This window comes from Streptomyces gelaticus, assembly GCF_014649535.1.
Classification (GTDB): Bacteria; Actinomycetota; Actinomycetes; order Streptomycetales; family Streptomycetaceae; genus Streptomyces; species Streptomyces gelaticus.
The window spans coordinates 7,866-32,986 of the sequence record NZ_BMTF01000001.1; the positions used below are offsets into that span (position 1 = coordinate 7,866).

A 25,121-nucleotide genomic window follows, 5' to 3' on the forward strand; every position below is an offset into this window, starting at 1 on the left:
GTGATTGGCATGGTCGTCCTCCTGTGTGAACTGCTGTGTGATATCGGTGAGTTGGCTTGAGCCGGGTCACGGTCGGGGACCCCTGGCCACGACGTGGACCACCGGGCCACCGGATCGGCCGTCCTCGCTCGCCTCCTCCTCGGCCGCTCTCACGGGTAAGTCGTGGGACACACCCGGGGCAGCGCCCGAAATCTCTGCCGGGAGAGGCGCCGGCAGCGGCCTTCGCCAGGGAGGAACCGTGATGAGCTGTGCAGCGTGCCTCGGCCCCGGACGCCGTGTCGGGCCCACCACGGGTGCCGCTTCGTGCGAGCCGGTGCTGCCCCCATGGTGCTGGACCGACAGCCGCCGAACTCTTCCCCCCCGGCGCGAGGCCGAGGTGTTCACATGACTGATGTCGACTCGCTGACGGTGGCCATGACCCCACGAGGGCCGCAGAGTTCGCGGCCACGCCCGTGACCTTGACGACGAGGTACTCGGTGTGCGCGGATGGCTCGCGCACCGCTCCCTTGCAGATGCCGGGGGCTTCCGCATCAGCCTCTGCCATGACCTGGCAGAGGCGACTGGCCGGGTCCAAGTCCTCTACGGGGGCGCCCATCGCGGTCATCCCGAGCAGCCGATGCCGAGGCCCGTCATACCTGCAACGCCGGCGAACAGAACGGTTCCGCGCTCCCCCGGAGAGTGATGGGCGGCCCACCGGTCGAGATGCTCAAGTGACCCATACAAATGGAATATGACACAAGGGCCTTGACGAAGAGTCAGCCCGATGGGCGAGCGCACAGGGGCGGTCGGAACAGTACGCCGGTGGGAGTGGAATCCGCCGCGCCCCCACCACGCGCCCTCGGGGTGCGCGGCGTGGCCCGCCACCACGCGGTGAAGACGGTCCGGCGGCGCCCACGGGCGGCCTGAGCACCCGCAGGGCATGATGGTCCACATGCGTACACCCGAGGGCGTGACCGTCACCCTGGTCCGCGGCGACATCACCCGGCAGTCCGCCGATGTCATCGTCAACGCGGCGAACTCCTCCCTGCTCGGCGGAGGCGGCGTCGACGGTGCGATCCACCGCCGGGGCGGTCCGGAGATCCTTGCCGCGTGCCGGGAACTGCGCGCATCGCAGTACGGAAAGGGCCTGCGCACCGGCCAGGCGGTCGCCACCACCGCCGGAGCACTCGACGCCCAGTGGGTCGTCCACACCGTCGGCCCGGTCTGGAGCGGCTCCGAGGACCGCTCGGCTCTCCTCGCTTCGTGCTACCGCGAATCACTGCGGGTGGCCGCAGAGTTGGGGGCGCGTACCGTCGCCTTCCCGGCCATCTCGACCGGGATCTACGGCTGGCCCATGGACGACGGGGCGCGCATCGCCGTCCGCACGGTCCTGGCGGAGGCCGCGCCGCCCGTGACGGAGGTGCGGTTCGTGCTGTTCGACGCGCAGGCGTACGCGGAGTTCGAAGAGGTACTGGCGGCGCAGGACTGATCTGCGGGCGCCGCCGGCCGGTGCGTCAGTGGGCCGGATCGAGGAACGAGTCGAAGGGGGCCGGGAGCCGTCTCCACGCCTCGGTGCCCGCGGCGTATTCGGTGTCGGTGAGCAGGCAGGAATCGAGGAGCCGGGCCAGCCCCTCCCGGTCGAGTCCGGGGGAGGTGAAGACGAGGTGCTGGCAGCGGTCGCCGTGCTCGGGATGCCAGTCCAGGGCGGCCGCGGCCCGGCGGACCGGAGGCACCATGTCCCAGGCCGCGTCCGGCAGTGAGGCCAGCCATGGGCCCGCGCTCTCCACGCAGAGCGCGCCCCCGGCGGCGTCCCAGGCCAGCAGGGTGTCGGGGCGGTCGGCGAGCCAGAAGCGGCCCCGGCTGCGCGCGGCCGCACAGCACAGCTCCTCCAGCGCCTGGAAGAGCCGCTCGGGGTGGAAGGGGCGGTGGTGGTGCCAGACGAGCGTGGCGACTCCGGCCTCGTCCGCCTCCTGCGGCAGCAGCGCGCATGCCGGGTGCTGGGCCGCGGCCGCCGATTCCACGTCGAAGCCCGCGAAGGCGAGCAGGACCAGTTCATCGGATCCGGACGACACCTGACGGGCCGTCGGGTGGAGCTGCGCGAGCAGCGCGCGGTCCTCGTCGTCGGCCGCGTCGCTGTCGACGAGAACGAGCACCGGCGCGTACTCCAGCTGCCGCGCCCAGGTGTCGCCGACGGTCCGCCGGTCCGTGGCGGCCGCCGCCAGACCCGCTTCGGCCAGGTCGTCGCCGTTGCCGAGGCAGGGCATGACGAGAGCGGGGTCGACGGCCGTCATCACATTGGTGAGTTCGAGGGCGTCGCCGCCGTGCGCGACGACGGCCTCGGCCATCGCCCTCGGCTCGACGGAGTCCCACAGTTCGACGACCGCGAGCCGGGTCTGGCCGTCGGCGGCGAGCCGCTCCAGCTCCGGCACCAGGTCCTCGCGCAACGCGCAGCAGGCGCAGTCGTCGACGAGCGGGGCCCGTCCGCGCGACAGCTCGCCCGAGGCGTCGCGGACGAGACGCCGTACGGCGCCCTCGGTGGCCGTGGCCAGATCGTGGTGGAGCGCGACGCTGCCGGGGACGGTGCGCAGCAGCCGGTCCACGACCTCCTTGCGTGCGTCGGAGTGGAGCCCGCCGACGATCACGACGGGCAGTCGGTCGCTGCCGCGCATCACTTCGCCCCGCTTCGGCCGTAGCGGCGCTCGAACCGCTCGACGCGGCCCGCGGTGTCCAGAACGCGGGCGGTGCCCGTGTAGAAGGGGTGGCTCGCGGAGGAGATCTCGACGTCGACGACGGGGTAGGTGTTGCCGTCCTCCCACTCGACCGTCTTCGCGCCGGTCGCGGTGGAGCGGGTGAGGAAGGCGGAGCCGGCCGCCTTGTCGCGGAAGACGACGGGGCCGTACGCGGGGTGGATTCCGGGCTTCATGACGGTGTCCTTCTGGATCGCTGGAGTGCTGGGTTGCTGGGGGCGGTCGGCCGGGCGAGGGCGGCTCAGCGTTCTTCGCGGAACTCGACGTGCCTGCGGGCCACCGGGTCGTACTTGCGCAGGACCATCCGCTCGGGGTCGTTCCGGCGGTTCTTGCGGGTGACGTAGGTGGAGCCGGTTCCGGCGGTGGAGCGGAGCCTGACAACCGGCCGTAGTTCATTGCGTGCCATGACCGCTACTATATGGCAATGATTTCCATTGCCAACAAGTCGTTCTCCATGGAAGACAGGTGACTTTGTGTCCGCCCACTGCCAACTGACCGGCGCCCGGCCGGGTTTCGGCAACACCGTCTCCCACTCGCACCGGCGCACCTCGCGCCGCTTCGACCCCAATATCCAGCGCAAGAGATACTGGCTGGCGAGCGAGGGCCGGCATGTCCGGCTGACGCTCGGCGCCAGGGCGATCAGGACCGTCGACAACATCGGGATCGAGGCGGCCGTCGCCCGCATCCGCGCCAGGGGAGGCAAGGTCTGATGGCCAAGAAGAGCAAGATCGCGCAGAACGAGAAGCGCAGGGCGACCGTCGAGCGGTACGCCGCCCGGCGCGCCGAGTTGAAGGAGATCATCCGCCGGCCCTCCACCACGGACTCCGAACGCCGGGCCGCCGCGGACGAGCTCCGGCGCCAGCCGCGCGACGCCGGCGCGACCCGGGTGCGCAACCGGGACAGCGTGGACGGGCGGCCCCGCGGATACCTGCGGAAGTTCGGTCTCTCCCGCGTGCGCGCACGCGAGCAGGCCCATGCCGGATTCCTACCAGGGGTCACCAAGTCCTCCTGGTGACAGCCGACGCGGGCGCGCCCCGGCGGAGCCCCGGTGGCCGAACCGGCCCACCGGGGCTTCCGGGCGAGCAACAAGTCCTGGCAGCGCGACGTCGATGTCGGATTCTCGCCAGCCCCCGCGTCCCGGGTGGCGGATGCTTGAGCCATGTACACCGACACCGAGCGCTGCGTACGGGCCGTCCAGTCCAAGGACGCCCGCTTCGACGGCTGGTTCTTCACGGCGGTCCTGACCACCCGGATCTACTGCCGCCCCAGCTGCCCGGCCGTACCGCCCAAGGTCGAGAACATGACCTTCTATCCCAGCGCCGCAGCCTGCCAGCAGGCCGGATTCCGGGCCTGCAAGCGGTGCCGGCCCGACACCAGCCCCGGCTCCCCGGAGTGGAACGCCCGAGCCGACTCCGTCGCCCGCGCGATGCGGCTCATCCGGGACGGTGTCGTCGACCGCGAAGGCGTCCCCGGGCTCGCTGCCCGGCTCGGCTACTCCGCCCGGCAGATCGAGCGCCAACTGCTCGCCGAGCTGGGCGCCGGCCCGCTGGCCCTGGCCCGCGCGCAACGCGCCCAGACCGCGCGGCTGCTCATCGAGACGACCGGACTCCCCATGGCGGAGGTCGCGTTCGCCGCCGGGTTCTCCTCGATCCGCACCTTCAACGACACCGTCCGCGCGGTCTTCGCGCTGGCCCCCGGCGAGCTGCGCAGCCGCGCCACCCGGTCCGCGAAACCGCCGGTCGCTCCGGGAGTGATAGCGCTTCGGCTGCCGTACCGGGCCCCGCTCAACCCCAGCAACCTCTTCGGCCATCTCGCCGCGACCGCCGTCCCCGGCGTCGAGGAGTGGCGCGACGGTGCCTACCGCCGCACGCTCTCCCTGCGGCACGGACACGGCATCGTCGCGCTCACCCCGCACCCCGACCACATCGCCTGCCGCCTCTCCCTCACCGATCCACGCGATCTCACCCTCGCGATCAGCCGCTGCCGCTGGCTGCTCGACCTGGACGCCGACCCGGTCGCCGTCGACGAGCAGCTGTGCGTCGATCCGCTCCTCGCGCCCCTGGTCCGCAAGGAGCCCGGCCGACGGGTGCCGCGTACCGTCGACGGCGCGGAGTTCGCGGTGCGGGCGGTGCTCGGCCAGCAGGTCTCGACCGCCGCTGCCCGCACCCACGCGGCCCGTCTGGTCGCCGCGCACGGCCTGCCCGTCGACGATCCGGAGGGCGGTCTCACCCACCTCTTCCCGGACCCCGGGGAGCTGGCCGGACTGGACCCCGAACGACTCGCCCTGCCACGCAGCCGCCGCACCACCCTCACCACCCTCGTCGGCGCGCTCGCCGACGGCTCGCTGCGGCTGGGCACCGACACCGACTGGGAGCAGGCGCGGGCCGAACTGACCGCCCTCCCCGGCTTCGGCCCCTGGACCGTCGAGGTGATCGCGATGCGGGCGCTCGGCGACCCTGACGCCTTCCTCCCCACCGACCTCGGCATCCGGCGCGCGGCCGAGCAGCTGGGCCTGCCCTCGACACCGGCGGCGCTCACCGCCCGCGCGGCTGCCTGGCGCCCCTGGCGCGCGTACGCGGTCCAGTACCTGTGGACCGTCGACAACCACCCCATCAACCACCTGCCCACCTGAGGAAGCCCGGGAAGCCCAGCCATGACAACGACGCATCCGCGTACGACGACCAGGCAGCACACGGTCCTCGACAGCCCCTACGGTCCGCTCACCCTCGTCGCCACCGACAAGGTCCTCTCGGGCCTCTACATGACCGGCCAGCGGCACCGCCCGCCCGAGGAGACGTTCGGCGAACCCGACCCACGGCCCTTCACCGAGACCGCCCGCCAGCTCGACGCCTACTTCGCCGGGGAACTGCACACCTTCGACCTGCCGCTGCACCTGGACGGCACGCCGTTCCAGCGCCGCGTCTGGGCACAGCTCCAGCTGATTCCGTACGGCGAGACCCGCTCGTACGGCGAACTGGCCGAGAACCTCGGCAAACCGGGCGCCTCACGTGCCGTGGGGCTCGCCAACGGCAAGAACCCGGTGGGCATCATCGTCCCCTGCCACCGTGTCATCGGCGCCTCGGGCAGCCTCACCGGCTACGGCGGCGGGCTCGACCGCAAACAGCGGCTGCTGGCCTTCGAGAAGGGTACGGAGAACGACACCCCGGCGCTCTTCTGAGCCCGCCGGCCCATGCCCATGGAAACGGACCCGGACCCGAGTGGTCCGGGCCCGTCCGCACGTCCCTAAGTGCCCTGCGGGCGTGGCGTCAGCCGGTGAAGATCTCCACCAGGGTCCAGATCGCCAGCCCCAGCATGCAGAGCCCGCCGATCCGCTGGACCGTCTTCAACGGCACGCGCTTGGCGATGAAGCGCCCGGCGAGCAGGGCCAGCGCCGAGACGGACATCAGCGCGGCCGCGGACCCGATCGCCGTGGACCAAGTGCCGTCGCTCGCGGCCAGATTGGCCGTGGTGATCTGGGTGAGATCGCCCCATTCGCTGATGAAGACGGCCATGAAGGCGGTCGAGTAGACCGGCCAGAAACCGGTCACCGTCTTCGCCGCGCCGTCCTCGTCGCCGTCATCGCCGCCGCCCGAGCGCAGCAGCATGAAGGCCCCGAACGCGAAGAGGGAGGCGGAGACGAGCTTGACGATCCAGTCGGGCAGCAGCCCGATCAGGCTGCCGGCCCCCACCGCGATGGCGACGTGCACGATGAACGCGGACGAAGTGCCGAACCAGACGTACAGCGGTCGCATGCGGGTGCCCATGGCGAGCGACGCGAACATCGTCTTGTCGGGGAGTTCCGCGAGGAAGATCAGCCCGAAGGCGGTGAGAATCGCCAGGGGGTCGAGGTGCATTCCGGGTGGCTTTCTGTAAGAGCCGGGCCCCGGGCCTTCGCGAAGCGCCACGCGGGCTTCCGGAGGACCACTCGGCCCGGCATGACGTCAGCGCCCACGGGGTGCGGGCGTGTCATACCTGACCGAAGGTCTCGCCCGCCCGCCATCGTCCACGGGCCCGGCCACCGGGAACCCGGGGGTTCCAGTGTGTCGACGACCGGTTTGCGGGGCTACTCCCCTTCGCAGCCACCAACTGTACCCCACCCGCTCACGGGGGAGAGCAGGTGTTCGATCCGATGGCCGGGATGGGTACAGTCCCCTGATGATCATTCGCGCCCGCACCGGAAGCGTCCCCGCATGAGCCGCCGCACCCCACGGGCCGTCCCCGCCCAGGGGGCGTCGCGGCCCACCGTCAGCGTCTGCCGCGGCTGCTGCTGCGGCACGGCCAAGGTTCCGGACGTGGACCACGCCGGTCAGCTCGCCGAACTGCGGCGGTCGCTCGGCGAGTCGGCCACGGTCCGTGCCGTGGACTGCCTGGACGCCTGCGAACAGGCCAATGTCATCGTCGTGCAGCCGTCGGCCGAGGGCCGCCGTGCGGGCGGCCGCCCGGTCTGGCTCGGGCTGGTCAACGACCCGGACGCGGTGACGGACATCGCCGCCTGGGCCGGGGCGGGCGGTCCGGGACTGGTGGACCCGCCGGAGATCCTCGACCTGTACACGTTCCGCCCTTCGCGCCGCATGCAGCAGGAGATCGAACGCTAAGGCCCCGTACCGGCGGCCAGCCGCTTCAGCAGCGCGGGCAGCGCCGTGCCGATGGGTTCGCGGATGGTCGCCTCGGCGAGCTCGTCGTACGGCGTCGGCTCCGCGTTCACCACGATGAGCCGTGCCCCGTTGTCCACCGCGAGCCCGGCCAGCGAGGCGGCGGGCTGCACCTGCAACGTCGTACCGACCGCGATGAACACCTCGCAGGCCTTCGCGATCGACACCGCCTGGCCCAGCACCACCGGGTCGAGCCGCTCACCGAACATGATCGTGGCCGATTTCAGGATGCCGCCGCAGGCCGTGCACGGCGGGTCGGCCTCGCCCGCTTCCACCCTGGCCAGCGCCTCGGCCATCGGGGAGCGGGCATGGCAGCGGGTGCAGACCACCTCGCGCGCCGTCCCGTGCAGTTCCAGGACCTTGCGGGCCGGGAGCCCGGCGAGCTGATGGAGACCGTCGACGTTCTGCGTGATCACCCGCACCGGGGCGCCGGACCGCTCCAGCTCCGCCACCGCGCGATGGGCCGCGTTCGGCTCGGCGGCCCAGGTCGCACTGGTGCGGCGCATCTGCCAGGAGCGGCGGCGGATCTCCGGATCGGCCATGTAGAAGTCGTACGTGACGAGCTTCTCGGCCTCCGGATCCTTGCGCCAGAGGCCGTTGGGCCCGCGGTAGTCGGGGATGCCGGAGTCCGTGGAGATGCCGGCGCCGCTGAGGATCGCGACGAGAGTCATGTCGCGAGCGTACGCAGCGCCGGACATCCCGGCGAGGCCATTTCCGCCTCGGGCGGCTGCCGGCCCCGTGGTGCGTGTGGGTGGGCGTGGCGGACGTGGTGGCCGTCAGGCCGCGGGGCCGACGGGGGTGAAGGGCGACGGGGTCAGGCCCGTCCAGGTGTTCAGCACGGCGCTCGCGGTCTGCTTGGTGACACCGCCGTCCTGGACGGTGCCGCTCTTCGCGACGTAGAACCGCCCGTCGTCGAGCGAGACCAGGCCGTACTGGCCGTACTGTCCCGGCGCGGGCCAGCCGTACGTACCGGTCGTGGTGTCGTGCGCGCCCTCGCGCAGCAGCGGAAGCAGCAGCCCGCGCTCCGGGCGCTGCTGCCCGCGCACCGGGCCGCGCACCGGCTTGCGTGCACCGTCCAGCGCGAAGACCGAGTAGTTGGGGAAGCCGGGCTTGGAGCCCTTGTAGACGGCCATCAGCCAGTTGCCGCTGTGCCCGTCGTACTCCAGGTTCTGCACGCCGTAATTGGTGTTTCCGGTGTACGCGAAGAACTTGCCGTCGACACGGGCGGGTCCGCTGGTGTGCGGGGCCGACTCGGTCAGCGGGCGCTCGTACTTCTTCCACCGGGTGACGTCGTACTGGAGCAGCACCTGGTGGTCGTTGTCCGCGCGGCCGGTGTTGGCGTACACGCCGTACGCGACCGTCAGTTTCCGCTCGGCGCGCTTGCCGCGCCGGTCGCCGAAGGCCGGACCGAACGCCACACCGTCGATGCCGCTGCAGCCGTAGCGGTGGTCGGGCGTCTTGCCCGTGTCACCGTCGAACACGCCGTCGCCGTTCATGTCGGCGGTGAAGTCCTTCACGACCTCCTTGAGATAGACGGTCGAGACCACACCCGTGGACTGGGCGTCCATGTTCATCCGGGTGATGCGGTCGACGTCGAGGATCGCTATGTAGAAGGACTTCGCCTCCTTGTACTCCAGCGAGCCGTAGACCCGGCCGTCCTCCGCGTTGAAGTCCAGATCGCCGAGGTGGCCGGTGAATCCGGTGACCGAGCCGACCGGGTTGCCCTCGAGGTCGGTCTTGACCAGCAGGTTGGTCATCGAGAAGTACATGAAGCCCTTGCGGCGGTCGATGGCCATGCCCTGGACGTGGCCGGACTGCCAGGCGCCGCCGTCGACCGTCAGCGGCAGCCTGCCGTGTGCGGCCGGGGCCGATCCCGGTTCCGCGAGTGCCGTCGACGCCGTGGCGACAACTGCCGTACAGGCGAACGCTGCGACGATCGTGGCCGGCAGCCTGCCGAGGTGTCCCGTGTGTGTACGCATGATCCCTCCGCTGTCGTGGAGTCCGGATGATGCCGGTCGAGCGTGCACTGCGGACCAATGGCGCATGAACTGAGGAGTCCGGCAGCCGTCGACCGGACTACCAGTTGACGGCTGGTCAGCACAACGGGACGCAACGGGAATACGGGCTGTATGCGGCGATAGCGGGAGCGTGGGGCCGGGGCGGGCCCGGGGCCTCGGGTCAGCCGCCCACCGGGTGGCCGTCCTCCAACTCCACCGCGCCACCACCGGATTCGAGCACGTCCAGCGCCGCCTTCACGCGCAGCGCGAGCGCTCCGAGCAGATAGTGGTCGATCTCCTCGCGCTCGACCAGCTTCCAGGACAGCAACTCCTCCTCCTGGAGCCGGATCTCCTTCAGCTGCGTCTCGTCCAGCACTCCGCCGTCGTACAGATACGCAGCGATCGGCGGCCGCTGCGGGCCGCGTGCCCAGTCGACGGCGAGCAGCCGTCCCGGCGGCAGATCGAGACCGATCTCCTCGGCCGTCTCGCGCCGTGCGGCCTGCCGCGGGCCCTCGCCGTCGTCGGACTCGATCGTTCCGCCGGGCAGCGTCCAGCCCTCCCGGTAGTTCGGTTCGACGAGCAGTACCCGCCCCCGGTCGTCCCGGAACACGGTGGCCGCGGCGGCCAGCACGCGGGGGAGCCCCGCGATGTAGGAGCTGTAGTCAGTGGTGGTCACGCGGGCAGCGTAGTGGCAGGGGCGCAGACGGCGCGATGACGGCTCTGGGCAGCGGGTATCCGCTGCGGATAGGGTCGGGGGCGGCGCGACTGCCTGTTCGAAAGCAAGGGATGCAAGGTGGCGGACGGAGCAGTGATGGAGACCGCACGCGTGCTCGTCGCGGCGGACAAGTTCAAGGGCTCGCTCACGGCCGTACAGGTCGCGGAGCGGGTGACGGCCGGGCTGCGGCGCGTCGTCCCCGGCGTACGGGTCGAGACCCTGCCCGTGGCGGACGGCGGCGACGGCACGGTGGCGGCGGCGGTGGCCGCCGGATTCGAGCGCCGCGAGGTGCGGGTGACCGGCCCGCTGGGTGATCCGGTGACCGCGGCGTACGCGGTGCGCGGCACCACGGCGGTGGTGGAGATGGCCGAGGCGTCGGGCCTCCAGCACCTGCCCGCGGGGGTGTTCGCCCCGCTCACGGCCACGACGTACGGCTCCGGCGAACTGCTCGCCGCCGCGCTGGACGCGGGTGCCCGGACGATCGTGTTCGGCGTCGGCGGCAGCGCGACCACGGACGGCGGTGCGGGCATGCTGGCCGCGCTCGGCGCCCGCTTCCTGGACGCGGACGGCAAGCCCCTCGGCCCCGGTGGCGGCGGTCTGGCCGAGCTGGCGGAGGCGGACCTGTCGGGACTCGATCCCCGACTGCCCGAGGTGGATCTGATCCTCGCCAGCGACGTGGACAACCCGCTGACCGGCCCGAAGGGCGCCCCCGAGGTCTACGGCAGGCAGAAGGGCGCGACCGAGGACGACATCGCGACCCTCGACGCGGCGCTCACCCACTACGCGTCGGTCCTCGGCCCGGAGCATGCCGCGCTGCCCGGAGCGGGAGCGGCGGGTGGCATCGGCTACGGCGCGCTGGTCGCCCTCGGCGCGCGGTTCCGTCCCGGCATCGAGGTGATGCTCGACGTCCTCGGCTTCGCCCCGGCGCTGGCGCGGGCCACCCTGGTGATCACCGGGGAGGGGTCGCTCGACGAGCAGACCCTCCACGGCAAGGCTCCGGCGGGAGTGGCGGCGGCGGCCCGCGCCGCGGGCATCGAGGTCGTCGCGGTATGCGGCCGACTGGCCCTGCCGCCGGAGGCGCTGACGGCGGCGGGCATCCGTCGCGCGTACGCCCTCGCGGATCTGGAACCGGACCCCGCTGTCTCGATGGCCCAGGCCGGGCCCCTGCTGGAACGGGCCTCCGAGGCGATCGCGCGCGACTTCCTGCGGTAGCCCGCAGCGCCCGGCTCATGGCGATCGGGCCCGTCCCGGCGATCGAGGACACGCCGGGGCCCGCGGGCGGGCCCCGGCTCCGGGAAGGGGCGGGCAAGGGGCCGCTCCGCGCAACGGAACCCACCCCTGCCCAACGCTGGGGCCGTCCCGGTAACCCGGGCCGGCCCACGGAGGGCGCCGGGCCCCGGCTTCCCCCGCGGCCCTCACGTCCCGCTCACCCTTCCTGTCCCGGCTGTCAGGTGCTCTCTGCGTCCCGTACATCCCTCGCGTCCGGGCTGCTTTCTTCGTCCCGCACATCCCTCGTGTCCGGGCTGCTTTCTGCGTCCCGTGCGTCCCGCAGATCTCTCATGTCCCTGCTGTCACGTACGGCACCCAGGTCGACCGCACCCGTCTCCGCGCCGCCCTCGCCGCCGAGCAGTTCGGCGAGGCACCGGAGTTCAGAGGGCAGGTCCCGACGCCAGGCCATCGTCACGAACGGCGCGAGAATGATCATGCCGCCGTCCAGATGGGGCTTGACCGAAACGGTGACCGTCGTGCCCTCCCGGTTCGGGCTCAGCCGGAACTCCAGTTCCGGCGAGTGACGCCCCAGTGGGGTCCACATGCCCGCACCGCGGAATGCCAGGTACTCGACGGGCGTGCTCGCGGTGCACCGCAGGCGGTGCGTCCGCCGTCTGCCCGGGAACTTGCAGGTGTACTCGTCACCCAGTCCGGTGGCGATCGGGCCGTCTATCACCCGCTCTATGCTCGAGGACCACTCGGCCAGGTTCCGCGGATCCCGGAGGAACGAGAAGATCTCGTCGGCGGGGCGGGACACATGGACATTCGCAGAGACATGGGGCATGGCTCCACCTCTTACGGCGCCCGTCCGCCGGAGTATCGGCGTCCGGTCGCCCTTGTCGCGGTGCCGTCGCCCATCAGCCTGCTTCGGATCGCCCGACCGCGCACCCGTCGCGGGACCGATGGAGTGACTCATAGGTCCTGTCGGGTCACCTTCTCGGAGAGTTGCGCACAGAGCCGCTTGATCTCGCGGTAGGTGCTGTTCCGCTCGGTGACGACCGCGGCCAGCAGCAGGGCGGTGAGCGCGGTGGAGCCGATGAAGGCCTGGAGAGTGATCATGTTGGTGAGCAGGCCGTGGTGGGCGAAGGGGCCCGCCATCCGTCCGGCGGCGAGGATCGTGAGCGTCGACACGCCCAGGGCGCAGCATGCGGCGCCGGCGCGCTCGAAGCGGAAGGCGGACCAGATCAGGAACGGGGACACGAGAAAGAGCCGAGAAGCACCGGATTCGGTCGCCAGCAGGGTGACGGCCAGGGTGCACGCCCCCAGCCCGACGGCCTCCGCCCATCTGGCCGGTCCGATGCCGGACGGCCGGTGGAACCGGCGCAGAACGAGCAGGAACGGTGTCACGACCATGACGCCCATGGCGTCGCCCGTCCACCAGACCGACCACGTCGGCCAGAAGTCCTCGGCCCGGACCGCGCCCGCGAGGATCAGGGAGCCGGTGCCCACCGTCGCGCTGATCAGCATGCCTGTCAGCGCGCCCAGGAAGACCAGCGCCAGCGCGTCCCGCAGCCGGTCGAGCTCATTACGGAATTCCACGCGCCGCAGCAGCAGAAAGGAACAGACCGGGGCGGCCGTGTTCCCGGCGGCGATGGCCAGCACAGGCAGGACGGCGGGCCCGATGATGATGTTCACCGCGAGGGCGCCGAGAGCGATCGCGGGCCAGATCCGCAGCCCGAAGACGAGCAGCGCCGCGACCGCGATCCCGGTCGGCGGCCACAGCGGGGTGACCTGACCACGTACCAGTTGCTGGAGCAGTCCCAGACGGGCCGTCGCGTAGTAGCAGACGGCCACTGCGAGGACCGTCAGGAGCTGAGCCGTCTGCTGCCGGAGCCGTGCGCTGTCCACCACCACAGCATCAGACACCACGCCGCCGCCGTCCGCCCGCCCGGGCGCGCCGACACCGTGCCGATGAAGACGGCGAACGGGGTACGTCCCGGCCCCGCGCCGATGGCCGCGTCACCCCCCGACCGCTCCCGGCGCACCGTCGTAGCGGATGACGAGCACGGCGGCGTCGTCGTCGTGACCGGTCAGGTCCGCCACCTCGATCACCCGCGCGGCCAGCTCGCCGGGATCGGCTCCGTCCGCCGCGGCGACCACCTCCGACACCGCTGCGAGCCCCTCGTCGATCGGATACGACGGCCCTTCAACGACCCCGTCGGTCAGCAGGACGAGGTACCCGGGCTGCTCCAGCCGCCGACGGGTCACGGGGTACTGCTGGTCGCGCAGGATGCCCAGGGGCACCCCGCCCGCGTCCAGGGAGACGCCGGAGCCGCCGTCGTCGGTGCCCCATACGATCGGTACGTGTCCGGCCCGTGCCACGGACAGCTCGCCGCTCTCCGGGACGACGCTCACCAGGCAGCAGGTCGTGAACAGGTCGCCGCCCAGCGAGATCAGCAGATCGTTGGCGCAGGCCAGTACCTTGCCGGGGTCGGCCGTGACGCTGGCGAGCGCCCTGAGACTGGCGCGGGCCTCACCCATGAAGGCGGCGGCCTCCACCCCGTGCCCCTGCACATCGCCGATGGCGATCCCAGCCGCCCCGTCCAGCATCGCGAACGCGTCGTAGAAGTCACCGCCGACGGCCAGACCGTCCTGCGAGGGGGAGTACCGGGCGGCTGTCCGCAGGCCCGGGAAGTCGGGCAGCTCCGGGGGGAGCATGTGCCGCTGGAGGGCCAGGCCCAGCTCGGCCCGGGCGCGCTGGCGCCTGATGTTCTCCAGGGCCCGGTCGACGAGGCGCCCGAGGGTGAGGAGGAGTTCCTGGGCGTTGTCCTGTTCCCTGCGGTGTCGGTGCATGGCGTCCCTGAGCGGTCCGGTGCGCCCCTTCTGAAACCTTAGCCTCCCGTCGCCGTCCGCAGGAGGGCCCGTGGCAGGGGCACGGAGCCACCCGGTCGAGGGCGCCAGGGGCCTCGTGGCTCACCGGGCACGCCCCCCGGGGCGCGCGGCACCGAGAGGCGCGGCCGGTGCCCGAGGGTGCGCGGCACCGAACGCGGTGGCGCTACTGGATGAACCGGGGGAGCCATCTGGCCCGGTACCCGGGATGGCCGGCGTGTTCCGCGGCCAGCTGCCGTACGGCGAACCCCAGCCCCACGGCCCGGCCGGAGCGGAAGTCGTGCTCGGGCCGGTCCGTGTCCAGGTGGGCGACCTCCGCGTATTCGTTGAGGAGTACCCGGCTCGTCTCGATACGGCGCAGGGTCCGCGCGGGGTCCTGGAGGGCGATGTGCTGGTCGAAACCGAGATTCCGCACGCTGAACGCGATGGCCCCCGACCGGTCGTGGACCTCGCCGGGCACATCGGCCGGACACCGCCAGCTGTCGCCGCCCGCCGCCTGCGCGATGCGCTCCTCATCGGCGAGGCGTTCCCGAACGAAGTCGATCATGTCCGAGTTGTCTGTCATCGGGGTTCCGAGTCCTTCGTCATCATGGTCTCCGCCCGTCCAAAGCCGGTGGGCGGTCGGCGAGTTGCTCACGAGCGGTGAACCCTGGTCCGGATGCGGCAGCCTGTGAAACGACCCCCTCCTCGAAAGGGACCGGCGCACGGCCGACCGGTGCGCGGCCGCCGACCGGGAGCCGGCCCCGGGCGCGTTCCAGGTCACGTTCGCAGACGGCTCTGTCGCATGGACCGGGCTGAGGAGCCAGTCTCGTGGACCGCACCGGAGCAGATCAAGCTCACCATGCCCGCGTGGAACATCGGTGTCCGGCCGCCCGCAACAGCCGCCGGGGCTCGCCCGCAGCATGTACGCGCAACCCGCAGTGTGAGGCGGAGCCCCCGGGGGACGGGATCGCGTACGGCGGCCGCACGCGGAAGGACCCGGGTGCTGGGGAGCACCCGGGTCCTTCACCTGTGTCCTGCCTGCCGCTACGGCAGCTGTGCCGTCCGTGCCTCGCGCCGGTTGTCACGGAAGGTGTTCACCCGCCGGGCGGTCGCGAAGAGCGGGATGACCGCTCCCAGGACCACCTGGAGCGCACAGCCGGTCTGGAGGAGCAGCTGGCCGCCGGGGGCTTCGAATGCCCACGCGGCGAGGAGCCCCATCGCTGCCACGATCCAGCTGAGCATCGCCACCGCGAGCACGCCCCGCGGCTTCGGGTACTCGACCCGGCTGACCATCAGCCACGCCACCCCGACGATCGCGAGCAGCGTCGGTACGAAGGGCAGTTCCAGAAGCACGATCGAGACGACCGTGAGCGCTCCGAAGGGGCTCGGCATGCCCTGGAACATGCCGTCCTTCATGGTCACGCACGAGAATCTCGCAAGCCTGAGCACCACCGCCAGCAGCACCACGATCGCCGCCAGTGCCGACACCCGCTGGTGCGCGTCGTCCGCGACCATGCCGTACACCAGGACGAAGTACGCCGGGGCGAGCCCGAAGCTGATCAGGTCCGAGAGGTTGTCCAGCTCGGCACCCATCGGCGAGGAGCGCAGCTTGCGCGCCACGAGCCCGTCGAAGAGGTCGAAGACCGCCGCCAGGAGCATCAGGATCACGGCGGTGGCCGCGGAGTGCCGGGCCATGCCGCTCTCGTCGCTGCCCGTGAGGTGCGGGATGAGGATTCCGGTGGTGGTGAAGTACACCGCCATGAAACCGCTCGTGGCGTTACCGAGAGTGAGGGTGTCCGCTATCGACAGCCGCAGAGAGAGCGGCATGTCCTCGCCGGCGTCCTCCTCGGACTCCGACTCGGGCACCCAGCCTGCCTGTGTATCAGGATCAATCACGGTCAATTCGAGTCACCCCCGCGGTGGTGGCCTGGCCGACCTCGACCGCGACATCGACACCTTCCGGAAGGTAGATGTCGACCCGCGAGCCGAAGCGGATCAGGCCGATGCGCTCGCCCTGTTCCACCTTCGTGCCCTGCGGGATGTACGGGACGATGCGCCGGGCGACCGCACCCGCGATCTGCACCATCTCGATGTCGCCGAGTTCGGTGTCGAAGTGCCAGACAACGCGCTCGTTGTTCTCGCTCTCCTTGTTGAACGCCGGAACGAACCCGCCGGGGATGTGCTCCACCGAAGTCACCGTGCCGGCCAGGGGGGCACGGTTGACGTGGACATTCAGCGGGCTCATGAAGATCGCGACGCGGGTGCGCCCGTCCTTCCACGGCATGATGCTCTGCACCACGCCGTCGGCCGGCGAAATGACCCGGCCCTGGGTGATCTCGCGCTCGGGGTCGCGGAAGAACCACAGCATGCCCGCCGCGAGCGCGGTGGTGGGCACGGCGACCGCGGCCCAGCGTCCGGACCTGCGGGCCCGGGTGAGGCTGAGCGCCGCGGTGGCGACGGTCGGGAGGAGCCACGGCGAAGCTCCGCGCGCAAGGCGGACCCCGCCGCGTGGTGCAGAGGTTTGGCTGTCGGGCATGGATGACCTTCGTAGCGGATGATGCCGCGCTGGCAACGGGGGACGGCGGCTTTTCCGGCGATGCTATCGGTTGCGGGCAACAACTGGGCAAGCCAGCAGCCGAGTCGGACGGCTTGAAGGCACCGGCCGAGGATGACAGGGTGTGATCTTCTTCGCGGCTAAATCGCCTCGAAAGGGACAATCACCCCTGGAACCGGTACTCCTCGAGGAGTCGGCGCCCGATGATCATTTTCTGGATCTCGGCGGTACCTTCGCCGATGAGCAGCATCGGGGCCTCCCGGTAGAGGCGCTCGATCTCGTACTCCTTGGAGAAGCCGTAACCGCCGTGGATGCGGAAGGCGTCCTCGACGACTTCCTTGCAGTACTCGGAGGCGAGGTACTTCGCCATCCCTGCCTCCAGGTCGTTTCGTTCCCCGGAGTCCTTTTTGCGCGCTGCATTTACCATCATGGCATGGGCGGCCTCGACCTTGGTGGCCATTTCGGCCAGCTTGAACTGGATCGCCTGGTGCTGGGCGATCGGCTTTCCGAAGGTCTGGCGCTGCTGGGCATAGGAAACGCCCAGCTCGAAAGCACGCTGTGCGACGCCGCAGCCACGTGCGGCCACATTCACCCGGCCGACTTCGACTCCGTCCATCATTTGGTAAAACCCTCGGCCGGTCGTGCCGCCCAGCACTCGATTGGCCGGAATTCGCAGCCCGTCCATGATGAGTTCGGTCGTATCGACGCCCTTGTAACCCATTTTGTCGATCTTGCCGGGAATGGTGAGACCGGGACGCACCTCGCCGAAACCGGGTTCCTTCTCGACCAGGAATGTAGTCATCGACTTGTGCGGGGCGGTCCCCTCGGGGTGGCCTTCGTCACTCCGGCACAGCACGGCGACGAGCGAGGACGTGCCGCCGTTCGTCAGCCACATCTTCTGGCCGTTGAGGACGTATTCCTCGCCGTCCCTGACGCCCTTGGAGGTGATCGCCGAGACGTCCGAGCCCAGCGCCGGCTCGGACATCGAGAACGCGCCCCGGACCTCGCCCAGCGCCATGCGCGGCAGGAACGTGTCCTTCTGCTCCTGGGTGCCGTGCTGCTTGAGCATGTACGCCACGATGAAATGCGTGTTGATGATTCCCGACACGCTCATCCAGCCGCGGGCGATTTCCTCCACGCACAGCGCGTATGTGAGAAGCGACTCACCCAGCCCCCCGTACTCCTCGGGGATCATCAGCCCGAACAGGCCGAGCTCCTTGAGGCCCTCCACGATCTCGGTGGGGTACTCGTCGCGGTGCTCCAGCCGGGTCGCGACCGGAATGATCTCCTTGTCGACGAAATCCCGGACTGTGGAGAGGATTTCCTGCTGGACGTCGTTGAGACCGGCGGTCTGGGCGAGTCGCGTCATGGCTGCTTCTCCACGTTCTTCTGCGAAGGCTGGGTCGGCTCGGGGCGGCCCGGCTGCTCGCCGCCGCGCTCCTTGATGTACGTCTCGGTGGGGACCATCACCTTGCGGCGGAACACGCACACCAGCGTGCCGTCCTGCTTGTACCCCTTGGTCTCCACATGAACGATTCCGCGGTCGTTCTTGGACTTTGACGGAATCTTGTCGAGAACCGTCGTCTCGCCGTAGATCGTGTCGCCGTGGAATGTCGGGGCGACATGCTTCAGCGACTCGACCTCCAGATTGGCGATCGCTTTTCCGGAGACGTCCGGGACGGACATGCCGAGCAGCAGTGAGTAGATGTAGTTGCCGACAACGACGTTCTTTCCGAAATCGGTCGTCCGCTCCGCGTAGTTGCTGTCCATGTGCAACGGGTGATGATTCATGGTCAGCAGACAGAAGAGGTGGTCGTCGTACTCGGTGACCGTCTTCCCGGGCCAGTGCTTGTAGACCGCACCGACCTCGAACTCCTCGTATGTGCGTCCGAACTGCATGATCAGGCCTCCGGGGCTTCGAACTTGGAGGTGCGCTGCATGCCGGCCGCGCGGCCCTTGCCTGCGATGACGAGGGCCATCTTGCGGCTCGCCTCGTCGATCATCTCGTCGCCGAGCATCGCCGAGCCCTTCTTGCCGCCCTCCTCCGAGGTGCACCACTCGTACGCGTCGAGGATCAGCTCCGCGTGGTCGTAGTCCTCCTGCGAGGGCGAGAACACCTCATTGGCCGCGTCCACCTGGCCCGGGTGCAGCACCCACTTGCCGTCGAAGCCCAGCGCCGCCGCCCGGCCCGCGACCTCGCGGTACGCGTCCACGTCACGGATCTGGAGGAAGGGGCCGTCGATCGCCTGGAGGTCGTGCGTACGGGCCGCCATCAGAATGCGCATCAGGATGTAGTGGTACGCGTCCGCGCCGTACCCGGGCGGCTGCTGGCCGACGACCAGGGTCTTCATGTTGATCGACGCCATGAAGTCGGCCGGGCCGAAGATCAGCGTCTCCAGCCGGGGCGAGGAGCCGGCGATGTCGTCGATGTTCACCAGACCCTTGGCGTTCTCGATCTGCGCCTCGATGCCGATCTTCCCGGTCTCGAAGCCCATCGTCTTCTCGATCTGGGTGAGCAGCAGGTCGAGGGCGACGACCTGCTGGGCGTCCTGGACCTTGGGCAGCATGATGCAGTCGAGGTTCTGGCCGGCGCCCTCGACGACCGTGATGACATCGCGGTACGTCCAGTGCGTGGTCCAGTCGTTGACCCGCACGACCCGGGTCTTGCCCGTCCAGTCACCGTTGTTCAGCGCGTCGACGATGGTGTGCCGGGCACCCTCCTTGGCGAGCGGCGCGCAGGCGTCCTCCAGGTCGAGGAAGACCTGGTCGGCGGGGAGGCCCTGGGCCTTCTCCAGGAACCGCGGGTTCGAGCCGGGCACGGCCAGACACGAACGGCGTGGACGCAGGCGGGAGGTGCCGTCCCGCAGGGACGTCTCTTGAGGGTGGTGGTGGGAGACGGGCGGGCGGTTGACGGCAGTCATGCGGGGACCTCCAGAGGGTCGAGCTTGTTCGCTTTCCGGATCTCGTCGACGATACGGCCGATGATCTCCGTGATACCGAAATCCTTCGGGGTGAATACGGCGGCGACACCGGCCGCGATCAGGGCCGACGCGTCGGCGGGCGGAATGATCCCGCCCGCGATGACCGGGATGTCGGCGGCCCCCGCCTCGCGCAGCCGGGAGAGTACGTCCGGTACGAGTTCGGCGTGCGAGCCGGACAGGACGGACAGGCCGACGCAGTGCACGTCCTCGGCGAGGGCGGCCGAGACGATCTGTTCGGGGGTCAGCCGGATCCCCTGGTAGACGACCTCGAACCCGGCGTCGCGGGCCCGTACGGCGATCTGCTCGGCTCCGTTGGAGTGCCCGTCCAGGCCCGGCTTGCCGACCAGCAGCCGCAGCCGTCCGGCACCCAGGTCGGCCGCGGTGCGGGCGACCTTCTCGCGGACCAGCGCCAGCGGGGTGCCCGCCTCGGCGGTCACCGCGACCGGCGCGGACGAGACGCCCGTCGGGGCCCGGAACTCGCCGAAGACATCGCGCAGCGCCCAGGACCACTCGCCGGTGGTGACACCCGCGCGGGCGCACTCCACGGTCGCCTCCATCATGTTGTCGCTGCCCGCGGCGGCCTTCTTCAGCGCCGCCAGCGCCTCGGTGGCGCGGGCCTCGTCGCGGTTGTCGCGCCAGTCGTGCAGGGCGGCCACGACCCGGGCCTCGTTGGCGGGGTCGACCGTCATGATCGCCCCGTCGAGGTCCGCGGTGAGCGGGTTCGGCTCCGTCGTCTCGTAGATGTTGACGCCGACGATCCGCTCCTCGCCGCCCTCGATCCGGGCCCGGCGGGCGGCGTGCGAGGCCACCAGCTCGGACTTCAGGTAGCCGGACTCCACGGCCGCCATGGCGCCGCCCATCCGCTCGATCCGGTCGATCTCGGCGAGCGACTCGGCGACCAGCTCGTCCACCTTGGCCTCGATGACGTGCGACCCGGCGAAGATGTCCTCGTACTCCAGCAGATCGCTCTCGTGCGCGAGCACCTGCTGGATGCGGAGCGACCACTGCTGGTCCCAGGGCCGGGGGAGCCCCAGCGCCTCGTTCCAGGCCGGCAGCTGGACGGCGCGGGCGCGGGCGTCCTTGGAGAGCGTGACGGCCAGCATCTCCAGGACGATGCGCTGGACGTTGTTCTCCGGCTGCGCCTCGGTCAGCCCGAGGGAGTTGACCTGGACGCCGTAGCGGAAGCGGCGCTGCTTGGCGTCGGCGACGCCGTACCGCTCGCGGGTGATCCGGTCCCAGATGCGGCCGAACGCGCGCATCTTGCACATCTCCTCGATGAAGCGGACGCCCGCGTTCACGAAGAAGGAGATACGGGCGACGACATCGCCGAACTTCTCCTCGGGGACCTGCCCCGAGTCGCGGACCGCGTCGAGCACGGCGATCGCCGTCGACATGGCGTACGCGATCTCCTGGACCGGAGTGGCCCCCGCCTCCTGCAGGTGGTAGCTGCAGATGTTGATCGGGTTCCACTTCGGGATGCGGTTGACCGTGTACGTGATCATGTCGGTGGTCAGCCGGAGCGAGGGACCGGGCGGGAAGACATGCGTCCCGCGCGAGAGGTACTCCTTGACGATGTCGTTCTGCGTGGTGCCCTGGAGCCTGGCGGGATCGGCGCCCTGCTCCTCGGCGACCACCTGGTAGAGCGCCAGCAGCCACATCGCGGTGGCGTTGATCGTCATCGAGGTGTTCATCTGCTCCAGGGGGATGTCCTGGAACAGCCGGCGCATGTCACCGAGGTGCGAGACGGGAACGCCGACCCGCCCGACCTCGCCGCGGGCGAGGATGTGGTCGGGGTCGTAGCCCGTCTGCGTCGGCAGGTCGAAGGCGACCGACAGGCCGGTCTGGCCCTTGGCGAGGTTGCGCCGGTAGAGCTCGTTGGACGCCTCGGCGGTCGAGTGGCCGGCGTACGTCCGCATGAGCCACGGGCGGTCCTTCTGACGGCCGCTCATGTCAGACGTCCCGGCTGTGCTCGTCGGTCCGCTCCGCTGACGCGTCGCGGAACAGGTTGATGGCGTCGATGTGCCGCTCGCGCAGTTCCTCGTCGCGCACGCCCAGCCCCTCGCGCGGTGCCAGCGCCAGCACGCCGACCTTGCCCTGGTGGAGGTTGCGGTGGACGTCGTACGCGGCCTGGCCGGTCTCCTCCAGTGAGTAGACCTTCGACAGGGTGGGGTGGATCCTGCCCTTGGCGACCAGCCGGTTGGCCTCCCACGCCTCGCGGTAGTTGGCGAAGTGCGAGCCCACGATCCTCTTCAGCGACATCCACAGGTAGCGGTTGTCGTACTCGTGGTTGTAGCCGGAGGTGGAGGCGCAGGTGACGATCGTGCCGCCCTTGCGGGTCACGTACACCGAGGCGCCGAAGGTCTCGCGGCCCGGGTGCTCGAAGACGATGTCCACGTCCTCGCCACCGGTGAGTTCACGGATGCGCTTGCCGAACCGCTTCCACTCGCGCGGGTCCTGGTTGTGCTCGTCCTTCCAGAACCTGTAGCCCTCTGCGGTGCGGTCGATGATCGCCTCGGCGCCCATCTTCCGGCAGATGTCGGCCTTCTGCTCGCTGGAGACGACACAGATCGGATTGGCGCCGCCGGCCAGGGCGAACTGCGTTGCGTACGAGCCGAGTCCGCCGCTGGCGCCCCAGATCAGCACGTTGTCGCCCTGCTTCATCCCCGCGCCGTTGCGCGAGACGAGCTGGCGGTACGCGGTGGAGTTGACCAGGCCCGGAGCCGCGGCCTCCTCCCAGCTGAGGTGCTGCGGCTTCGGCATCAGCTGGTTGGACTTGACGAGTGCGATCTCCGCCAGGCCGCCGAAGTTGGTCTCGAAGCCCCAGATGCGCTGCTCGGGGTCGAGCATCGTGTCGTTGTGGCCGTCCGAGGACTCCAGTTCGACCGAGAGGCAGTGTGCGACGACCTCGTCGCCGGGGTGCCAGGCGTTGACACCGGGACCGGTGCGCAGGACGACGCCCGCCAGGTCCGAGCCGATGACGTGGTACGGCAGGTCGTGGCGCCGGGTGAGCTCGCTGAGCTTTCCGTAGCGCTCCAGGAAGCCGAAGGTGGCCATCGGCTCGAAGATCGAGGTCCAGACCGAGTTGTAGTTCACCGAGCTCGCCATGACGGCGACCAGGGCCTCGCCGGGCCCGAGTTCGGGCACCGGGACCTCGTCGAGGTGCAGCGACTTGCGGGGGTCCTTGTCGCGAGTGGCGAGGCCGTGGAACATCTCGGTCTCGTCCTTGTGCACGGTCACCGCGCGGTACGACTCAGGAATGGGCAGGGCCGCGAAGTCCGCGGCTGTGCTGTCCGGCGATTGGATCGCGTCCAGGATTTCCTTCACGGTGTGCCTCCGGCGGATGGGGGCGCTGCGGGATCGCTTGGGAGTCCCTGCGAGCAAGAGGGGAGCGGTGTGGTGTGGAGGTGGTGCCGTCGGTTCGGCTGTCAAAGCTTCGGCTTGCTCTGTGGAGCAGAAGGGTTCGCCTGTGACGCAGGCGTCCGGACGCGCAGGCACATGGCTTGCGGGGACAGCCGGCGTACGTGAGATCTCAGCACGCCGGCCGCCCGGACAACTTCAACGTATGGCACTCCGTGACACCTGGCAAGGCACTCGGTGCCAACAATTTCTCTCACTTGTCACCCGCAGGGCACCGATGAGCGGTGTGAAGGGTGTTTCGCAGAGATATGCCCCGGTAAGGGTCGTGAATGATCGATCAGTGCGACCGGTACATGTAGGGGGTCGTGGTGCTCAGGGCCGCGAATCCGAGCCGCTGGAGGATCGGGCTGCTCATCCCGGACGCATCGACCTGAAGGTAGCGGTAGCCGCGCTCCGCCGCTATCCGGGCACGGAAGGCCACCAGGGCCCGGTAGACGCCCCTCCCGCGCCACGCCTCGACCGTTCCGCCGCCCCAGAGCCCGGCGAAGCCCGTGCCCGGATACAGCTCCATCCGGGCCGAGCTGACCGGCTCGTCGCCCACCATGGCGAGGACGCCGACGAAGCCGTCCGGGTCCTCGGCCAGCCTGGCCAGCACCTGGTGCCGCAGCCGCGACCAGTCCGAGCCGAAAGCCCGTTCATGGGCCCTGGCCATCAGCTCGACATCGGCCGCGTCCCGTACGGTGCGCAGCCGCACGCCGTGGGGCAGCTCCACCGCCGTCGAGAGCTCCGCGACCGGGGCGACCAGCAGGGTCTCCGGCTCCTCCGCCTCGAAACCGGCCGCCAGGAGCCGCTGCGCCAGATCGGCCGGCCGGTCGTGCGCATACAGCTTCCACTCGAACTCGCCGTGCCCGAGCGCCGCGTAGTGGGCCACCTGGGCCGCGATCACCGCGTCCGCCCGCGCGGGGTCCAGGGCCGGCGCCGACCAGACGACGCCGTTCCAGTCGTCGGCCGCGCCGACCTGCCGTACGACGTCACTGGTGCGCTCGACCCGGACGCCGGGGCCGTCGGGGCGGGCGTGCTCGCGCATCTCGCGGTCGAAAAGGGCCAGCAGTGCTGCGTGATCAGGATTCATCCGCTCACCACAGCACCGGCGCGGGGGCCCGGCAACCAGGTTTCGGCGGGCGTGCCGGCCGGCACGCCCCCGGTCAGCGGTCCTGGAGCGCCTGCTGGATCGTGCGCATCACTTCGTCGAGCGGCGCGTCCGTACGCGCCACGGCGACCAGCACCTCGCCCTGGGAGGCCACCGAGGCGGCCGGCTGCTTCGCGGACTCGGTTCCGGCGGACCGGCCGGCCCCGATGCCGGTCCCGAAGGTGTCGCGGACGATCGCGAAGGCATGGTCGAGCTGCGCCTCCACATCGCCCTCGCCGCCCGCCCGCAGCCAGCGGCGTAGCACATGGTTGTGCGCGGTGACGACGGCGGACGCCGCGACCTCCGCCAGCAGCGGGTCGTCGTTGCCGACATGGTGGTCGCGCTCGTCGAAATGGCCCAGCAGATAGCGGGTGAACAGCCGCTCGTAGCGGGCCACCGAGGCGATTTCCGCCTCACGCAGAGTGGGGACCTCGCGGGTCAGTTTGTAACGGGCCACGGAGACCGCGGGCTTCGCCGCGTACATCTTCATGACTTCCTTGATGCCGCGGCAGACGGTGTCGAGGGGGTGCTCGTGCGCCGGTGCGGCATTGAGGACGGCCTCGGCCCTGACGAGGGTGTCGTCGTGGTCCGGGAAGATCGCCTCCTCCTTGGAACGGAAGTGGCGGAAGAAGGTCCGCCGGGCGACCCCGGCGGCGCCCGCGATCTCGTCGACCGTCGTCGCCTCGTACCCCTTCGTGGCGAAGAGTTCCATCGCCGCGGCGGCCAGTTCACGGCGCATTTTGAGCCGTTGGGCGGCGGCGCGCGTGCCTGCGGCACTTTCCTGGGTGTCGGGCGCGGTGGAGACACGGGGGGACCTGGCGGGCTGGGACATGGTGTGAACGTACTGCATCGGGCCCGGGGAGTGCGCCC

Annotated in this window: 27 protein-coding genes; 7 read left to right on the top strand and 20 right to left on the bottom strand. The window is 70.5% G+C overall.

The genetic code is table 11. From position 1 onward, the window contains the following. Positions 1-931: 931 nt before the first annotated feature. Positions 932-1,468, top strand: a complete 537-nt coding sequence (locus tag IE107_RS00050) for an O-acetyl-ADP-ribose deacetylase (RefSeq protein ID WP_189539620.1) — start codon at positions 932-934, stop codon at positions 1,466-1,468. 25 nt (positions 1,469-1,493) lie between these two features. Here IE107_RS00050 and IE107_RS00055 read toward each other — a convergent pair whose 3' ends face one another. The 3 genes from IE107_RS00055 to rpmG all read right to left on the bottom strand — a co-directional run bounded on the left by IE107_RS00055 (position 1,494) and on the right by rpmG (position 3,132). Next, positions 1,494-2,648 (bottom strand): CobW family GTP-binding protein, encoded by a 1,155-nt coding sequence (locus tag IE107_RS00055; protein WP_189539622.1) that lies wholly within the window; start codon positions 2,646-2,648, stop codon positions 1,494-1,496. After that, the gene (locus tag IE107_RS00060) at positions 2,648-2,902 is read right to left on the bottom strand and encodes a type B 50S ribosomal protein L31 (RefSeq protein WP_189539624.1); all 255 of its coding nucleotides are present in this window, start codon (positions 2,900-2,902) and stop codon (positions 2,648-2,650) included. The genes IE107_RS00055 and IE107_RS00060 overlap by 1 nt, the downstream gene beginning before the upstream one ends. 65 nt (positions 2,903-2,967) lie before the next feature. Further along, positions 2,968-3,132: a 50S ribosomal protein L33 gene (gene rpmG / locus IE107_RS00065; protein ID WP_189539625.1), complete on the bottom strand. Its 165-nt coding sequence runs from the start codon at positions 3,130-3,132 to the stop codon at positions 2,968-2,970. A gap of 67 nt (positions 3,133-3,199) precedes the next feature. Here rpmG and rpmB point away from each other — a divergent pair, with 67 nt between their 5' ends. From rpmB to IE107_RS00085, 4 genes are all read left to right on the top strand, one after another. Next, a complete protein-coding gene (rpmB, locus tag IE107_RS00070) occupies positions 3,200-3,436 on the top strand; it encodes a 50S ribosomal protein L28 (RefSeq protein WP_189539627.1) in 237 nt (78 codons plus the stop codon). Then, on the top strand, positions 3,436-3,741 hold the full coding sequence (gene rpsN, locus IE107_RS00075; protein ID WP_189539629.1) for a 30S ribosomal protein S14: 306 nt from the start codon (positions 3,436-3,438) through the stop codon (positions 3,739-3,741). The genes rpmB and rpsN overlap by 1 nt, the downstream gene beginning before the upstream one ends. Positions 3,742-3,885: 144 nt before the next feature. Next, complete coding sequence (locus IE107_RS00080; protein WP_189539631.1) at positions 3,886-5,358, top strand: DNA-3-methyladenine glycosylase 2 family protein; 1,473 nt, start codon at positions 3,886-3,888, stop codon at positions 5,356-5,358. A gap of 21 nt (positions 5,359-5,379) precedes the next feature. Then, positions 5,380-5,904 (top strand): methylated-DNA--[protein]-cysteine S-methyltransferase, encoded by a 525-nt coding sequence (locus tag IE107_RS00085; protein ID WP_189539633.1) that lies wholly within the window; start codon positions 5,380-5,382, stop codon positions 5,902-5,904. Positions 5,905-5,992: 88 nt separating this feature from the next. Here the strand turns inward: IE107_RS00085 and IE107_RS00090 are convergent, their stop codons facing one another. Beyond that, the gene (locus IE107_RS00090; RefSeq protein ID WP_189539634.1) at positions 5,993-6,580 is read right to left on the bottom strand and encodes a TMEM165/GDT1 family protein; all 588 of its coding nucleotides are present in this window, start codon (positions 6,578-6,580) and stop codon (positions 5,993-5,995) included. Positions 6,581-6,916: 336 nt separating this feature from the next. Here IE107_RS00090 and IE107_RS00095 point away from each other — a divergent pair, with 336 nt between their 5' ends. Beyond that, the gene (locus IE107_RS00095; protein ID WP_189539637.1) at positions 6,917-7,321 is read left to right on the top strand and encodes a (2Fe-2S) ferredoxin domain-containing protein; all 405 of its coding nucleotides are present in this window, start codon (positions 6,917-6,919) and stop codon (positions 7,319-7,321) included. Here the strand turns inward: IE107_RS00095 and IE107_RS00100 are convergent. The 3 genes from IE107_RS00100 to IE107_RS00110 all read right to left on the bottom strand — a co-directional run bounded on the left by IE107_RS00100 (position 7,318) and on the right by IE107_RS00110 (position 10,051). Next, entirely contained in the window at positions 7,318-8,049 is a 732-nt protein-coding gene (locus IE107_RS00100) for an SIR2 family NAD-dependent protein deacylase (RefSeq protein WP_189539639.1), read from the bottom strand. The two genes, IE107_RS00095 and IE107_RS00100, sit on opposite strands and share 4 nt — an antisense overlap. 105 nt (positions 8,050-8,154) lie before the next feature. Beyond that, entirely contained in the window at positions 8,155-9,357 is a 1,203-nt protein-coding gene (locus IE107_RS00105) for a hypothetical protein (protein WP_189539641.1), read from the bottom strand. 199 nt (positions 9,358-9,556) lie between these two features. After that, positions 9,557-10,051, bottom strand: coding sequence for an NUDIX domain-containing protein (locus tag IE107_RS00110; RefSeq protein ID WP_189539643.1), 495 nt, complete (start codon positions 10,049-10,051; stop codon positions 9,557-9,559). Positions 10,052-10,186: 135 nt separating this feature from the next. On the opposite strand from IE107_RS00110, the gene IE107_RS00115 reads away from it, so the two are divergent. Then, complete coding sequence (locus IE107_RS00115; RefSeq protein ID WP_189539645.1) at positions 10,187-11,302, top strand: glycerate kinase; 1,116 nt, start codon at positions 10,187-10,189, stop codon at positions 11,300-11,302. A gap of 235 nt (positions 11,303-11,537) precedes the next feature. Here the strand turns inward: IE107_RS00115 and IE107_RS00120 are convergent, their stop codons facing one another. From IE107_RS00120 to IE107_RS00180, 13 genes are all read right to left on the bottom strand, one after another. Beyond that, positions 11,538-12,143, bottom strand: a complete 606-nt coding sequence (locus IE107_RS00120) for an SRPBCC family protein (protein ID WP_189539647.1) — start codon at positions 12,141-12,143, stop codon at positions 11,538-11,540. Positions 12,144-12,271: 128 nt separating this feature from the next. Further along, entirely contained in the window at positions 12,272-13,225 is a 954-nt protein-coding gene (locus IE107_RS00125) for an MASE1 domain-containing protein (protein WP_229866622.1), read from the bottom strand. A gap of 93 nt (positions 13,226-13,318) precedes the next feature. Continuing rightward, the gene (locus IE107_RS00130; protein ID WP_189539648.1) at positions 13,319-14,152 is read right to left on the bottom strand and encodes a PP2C family protein-serine/threonine phosphatase; all 834 of its coding nucleotides are present in this window, start codon (positions 14,150-14,152) and stop codon (positions 13,319-13,321) included. Positions 14,153-14,354: 202 nt separating this feature from the next. Beyond that, positions 14,355-14,753, bottom strand: a complete 399-nt coding sequence (locus IE107_RS00135; protein WP_189539650.1) for a DUF6221 family protein — start codon at positions 14,751-14,753, stop codon at positions 14,355-14,357. Between the two features lie 461 nt (positions 14,754-15,214). Then, positions 15,215-16,036, bottom strand: a complete 822-nt coding sequence (pssA, locus tag IE107_RS00140) for a CDP-diacylglycerol--serine O-phosphatidyltransferase (protein ID WP_189539652.1) — start codon at positions 16,034-16,036, stop codon at positions 15,215-15,217. Between the two features lie 22 nt (positions 16,037-16,058). Then, positions 16,059-16,706, bottom strand: a complete 648-nt coding sequence (locus IE107_RS00145; RefSeq protein WP_072485156.1) for a phosphatidylserine decarboxylase — start codon at positions 16,704-16,706, stop codon at positions 16,059-16,061. Positions 16,707-16,887: 181 nt separating this feature from the next. After that, positions 16,888-18,093, bottom strand: coding sequence for an acyl-CoA dehydrogenase family protein (locus tag IE107_RS00150; protein ID WP_189539653.1), 1,206 nt, complete (start codon positions 18,091-18,093; stop codon positions 16,888-16,890). After that, a complete protein-coding gene (locus IE107_RS00155) occupies positions 18,090-18,623 on the bottom strand; it encodes a MaoC family dehydratase (protein ID WP_189539655.1) in 534 nt (177 codons plus the stop codon). Before IE107_RS00155 ends, IE107_RS00150 begins: the two co-directional genes overlap by 4 nt. A 2-nt stretch (positions 18,624-18,625) precedes the next feature. Next, positions 18,626-19,645: an HpcH/HpaI aldolase/citrate lyase family protein gene (locus tag IE107_RS00160; RefSeq protein ID WP_229866623.1), complete on the bottom strand. Its 1,020-nt coding sequence runs from the start codon at positions 19,643-19,645 to the stop codon at positions 18,626-18,628. Next, on the bottom strand, positions 19,642-21,654 hold the full coding sequence (locus IE107_RS00165; RefSeq protein ID WP_189539657.1) for an ethylmalonyl-CoA mutase: 2,013 nt from the start codon (positions 21,652-21,654) through the stop codon (positions 19,642-19,644). The genes IE107_RS00160 and IE107_RS00165 overlap by 4 nt, the downstream gene beginning before the upstream one ends. A gap of 1 nt (position 21,655) precedes the next feature. Then, positions 21,656-23,029 carry a crotonyl-CoA carboxylase/reductase gene (gene ccrA, locus IE107_RS00170; RefSeq protein WP_189539659.1) on the bottom strand — a complete coding sequence of 458 codons (1,374 nt, stop codon included), beginning with the start codon at positions 23,027-23,029 and terminating at the stop codon, positions 21,656-21,658. 370 nt (positions 23,030-23,399) lie between these two features. Beyond that, positions 23,400-24,194, bottom strand: coding sequence for a GNAT family N-acetyltransferase (locus tag IE107_RS00175; protein WP_189539662.1), 795 nt, complete (start codon positions 24,192-24,194; stop codon positions 23,400-23,402). 73 nt (positions 24,195-24,267) lie between these two features. Continuing rightward, positions 24,268-25,083 carry a TetR family transcriptional regulator gene (locus IE107_RS00180; protein WP_189539664.1) on the bottom strand — a complete coding sequence of 272 codons (816 nt, stop codon included), beginning with the start codon at positions 25,081-25,083 and terminating at the stop codon, positions 24,268-24,270. Positions 25,084-25,121: the final 38 nt, after the last annotated feature.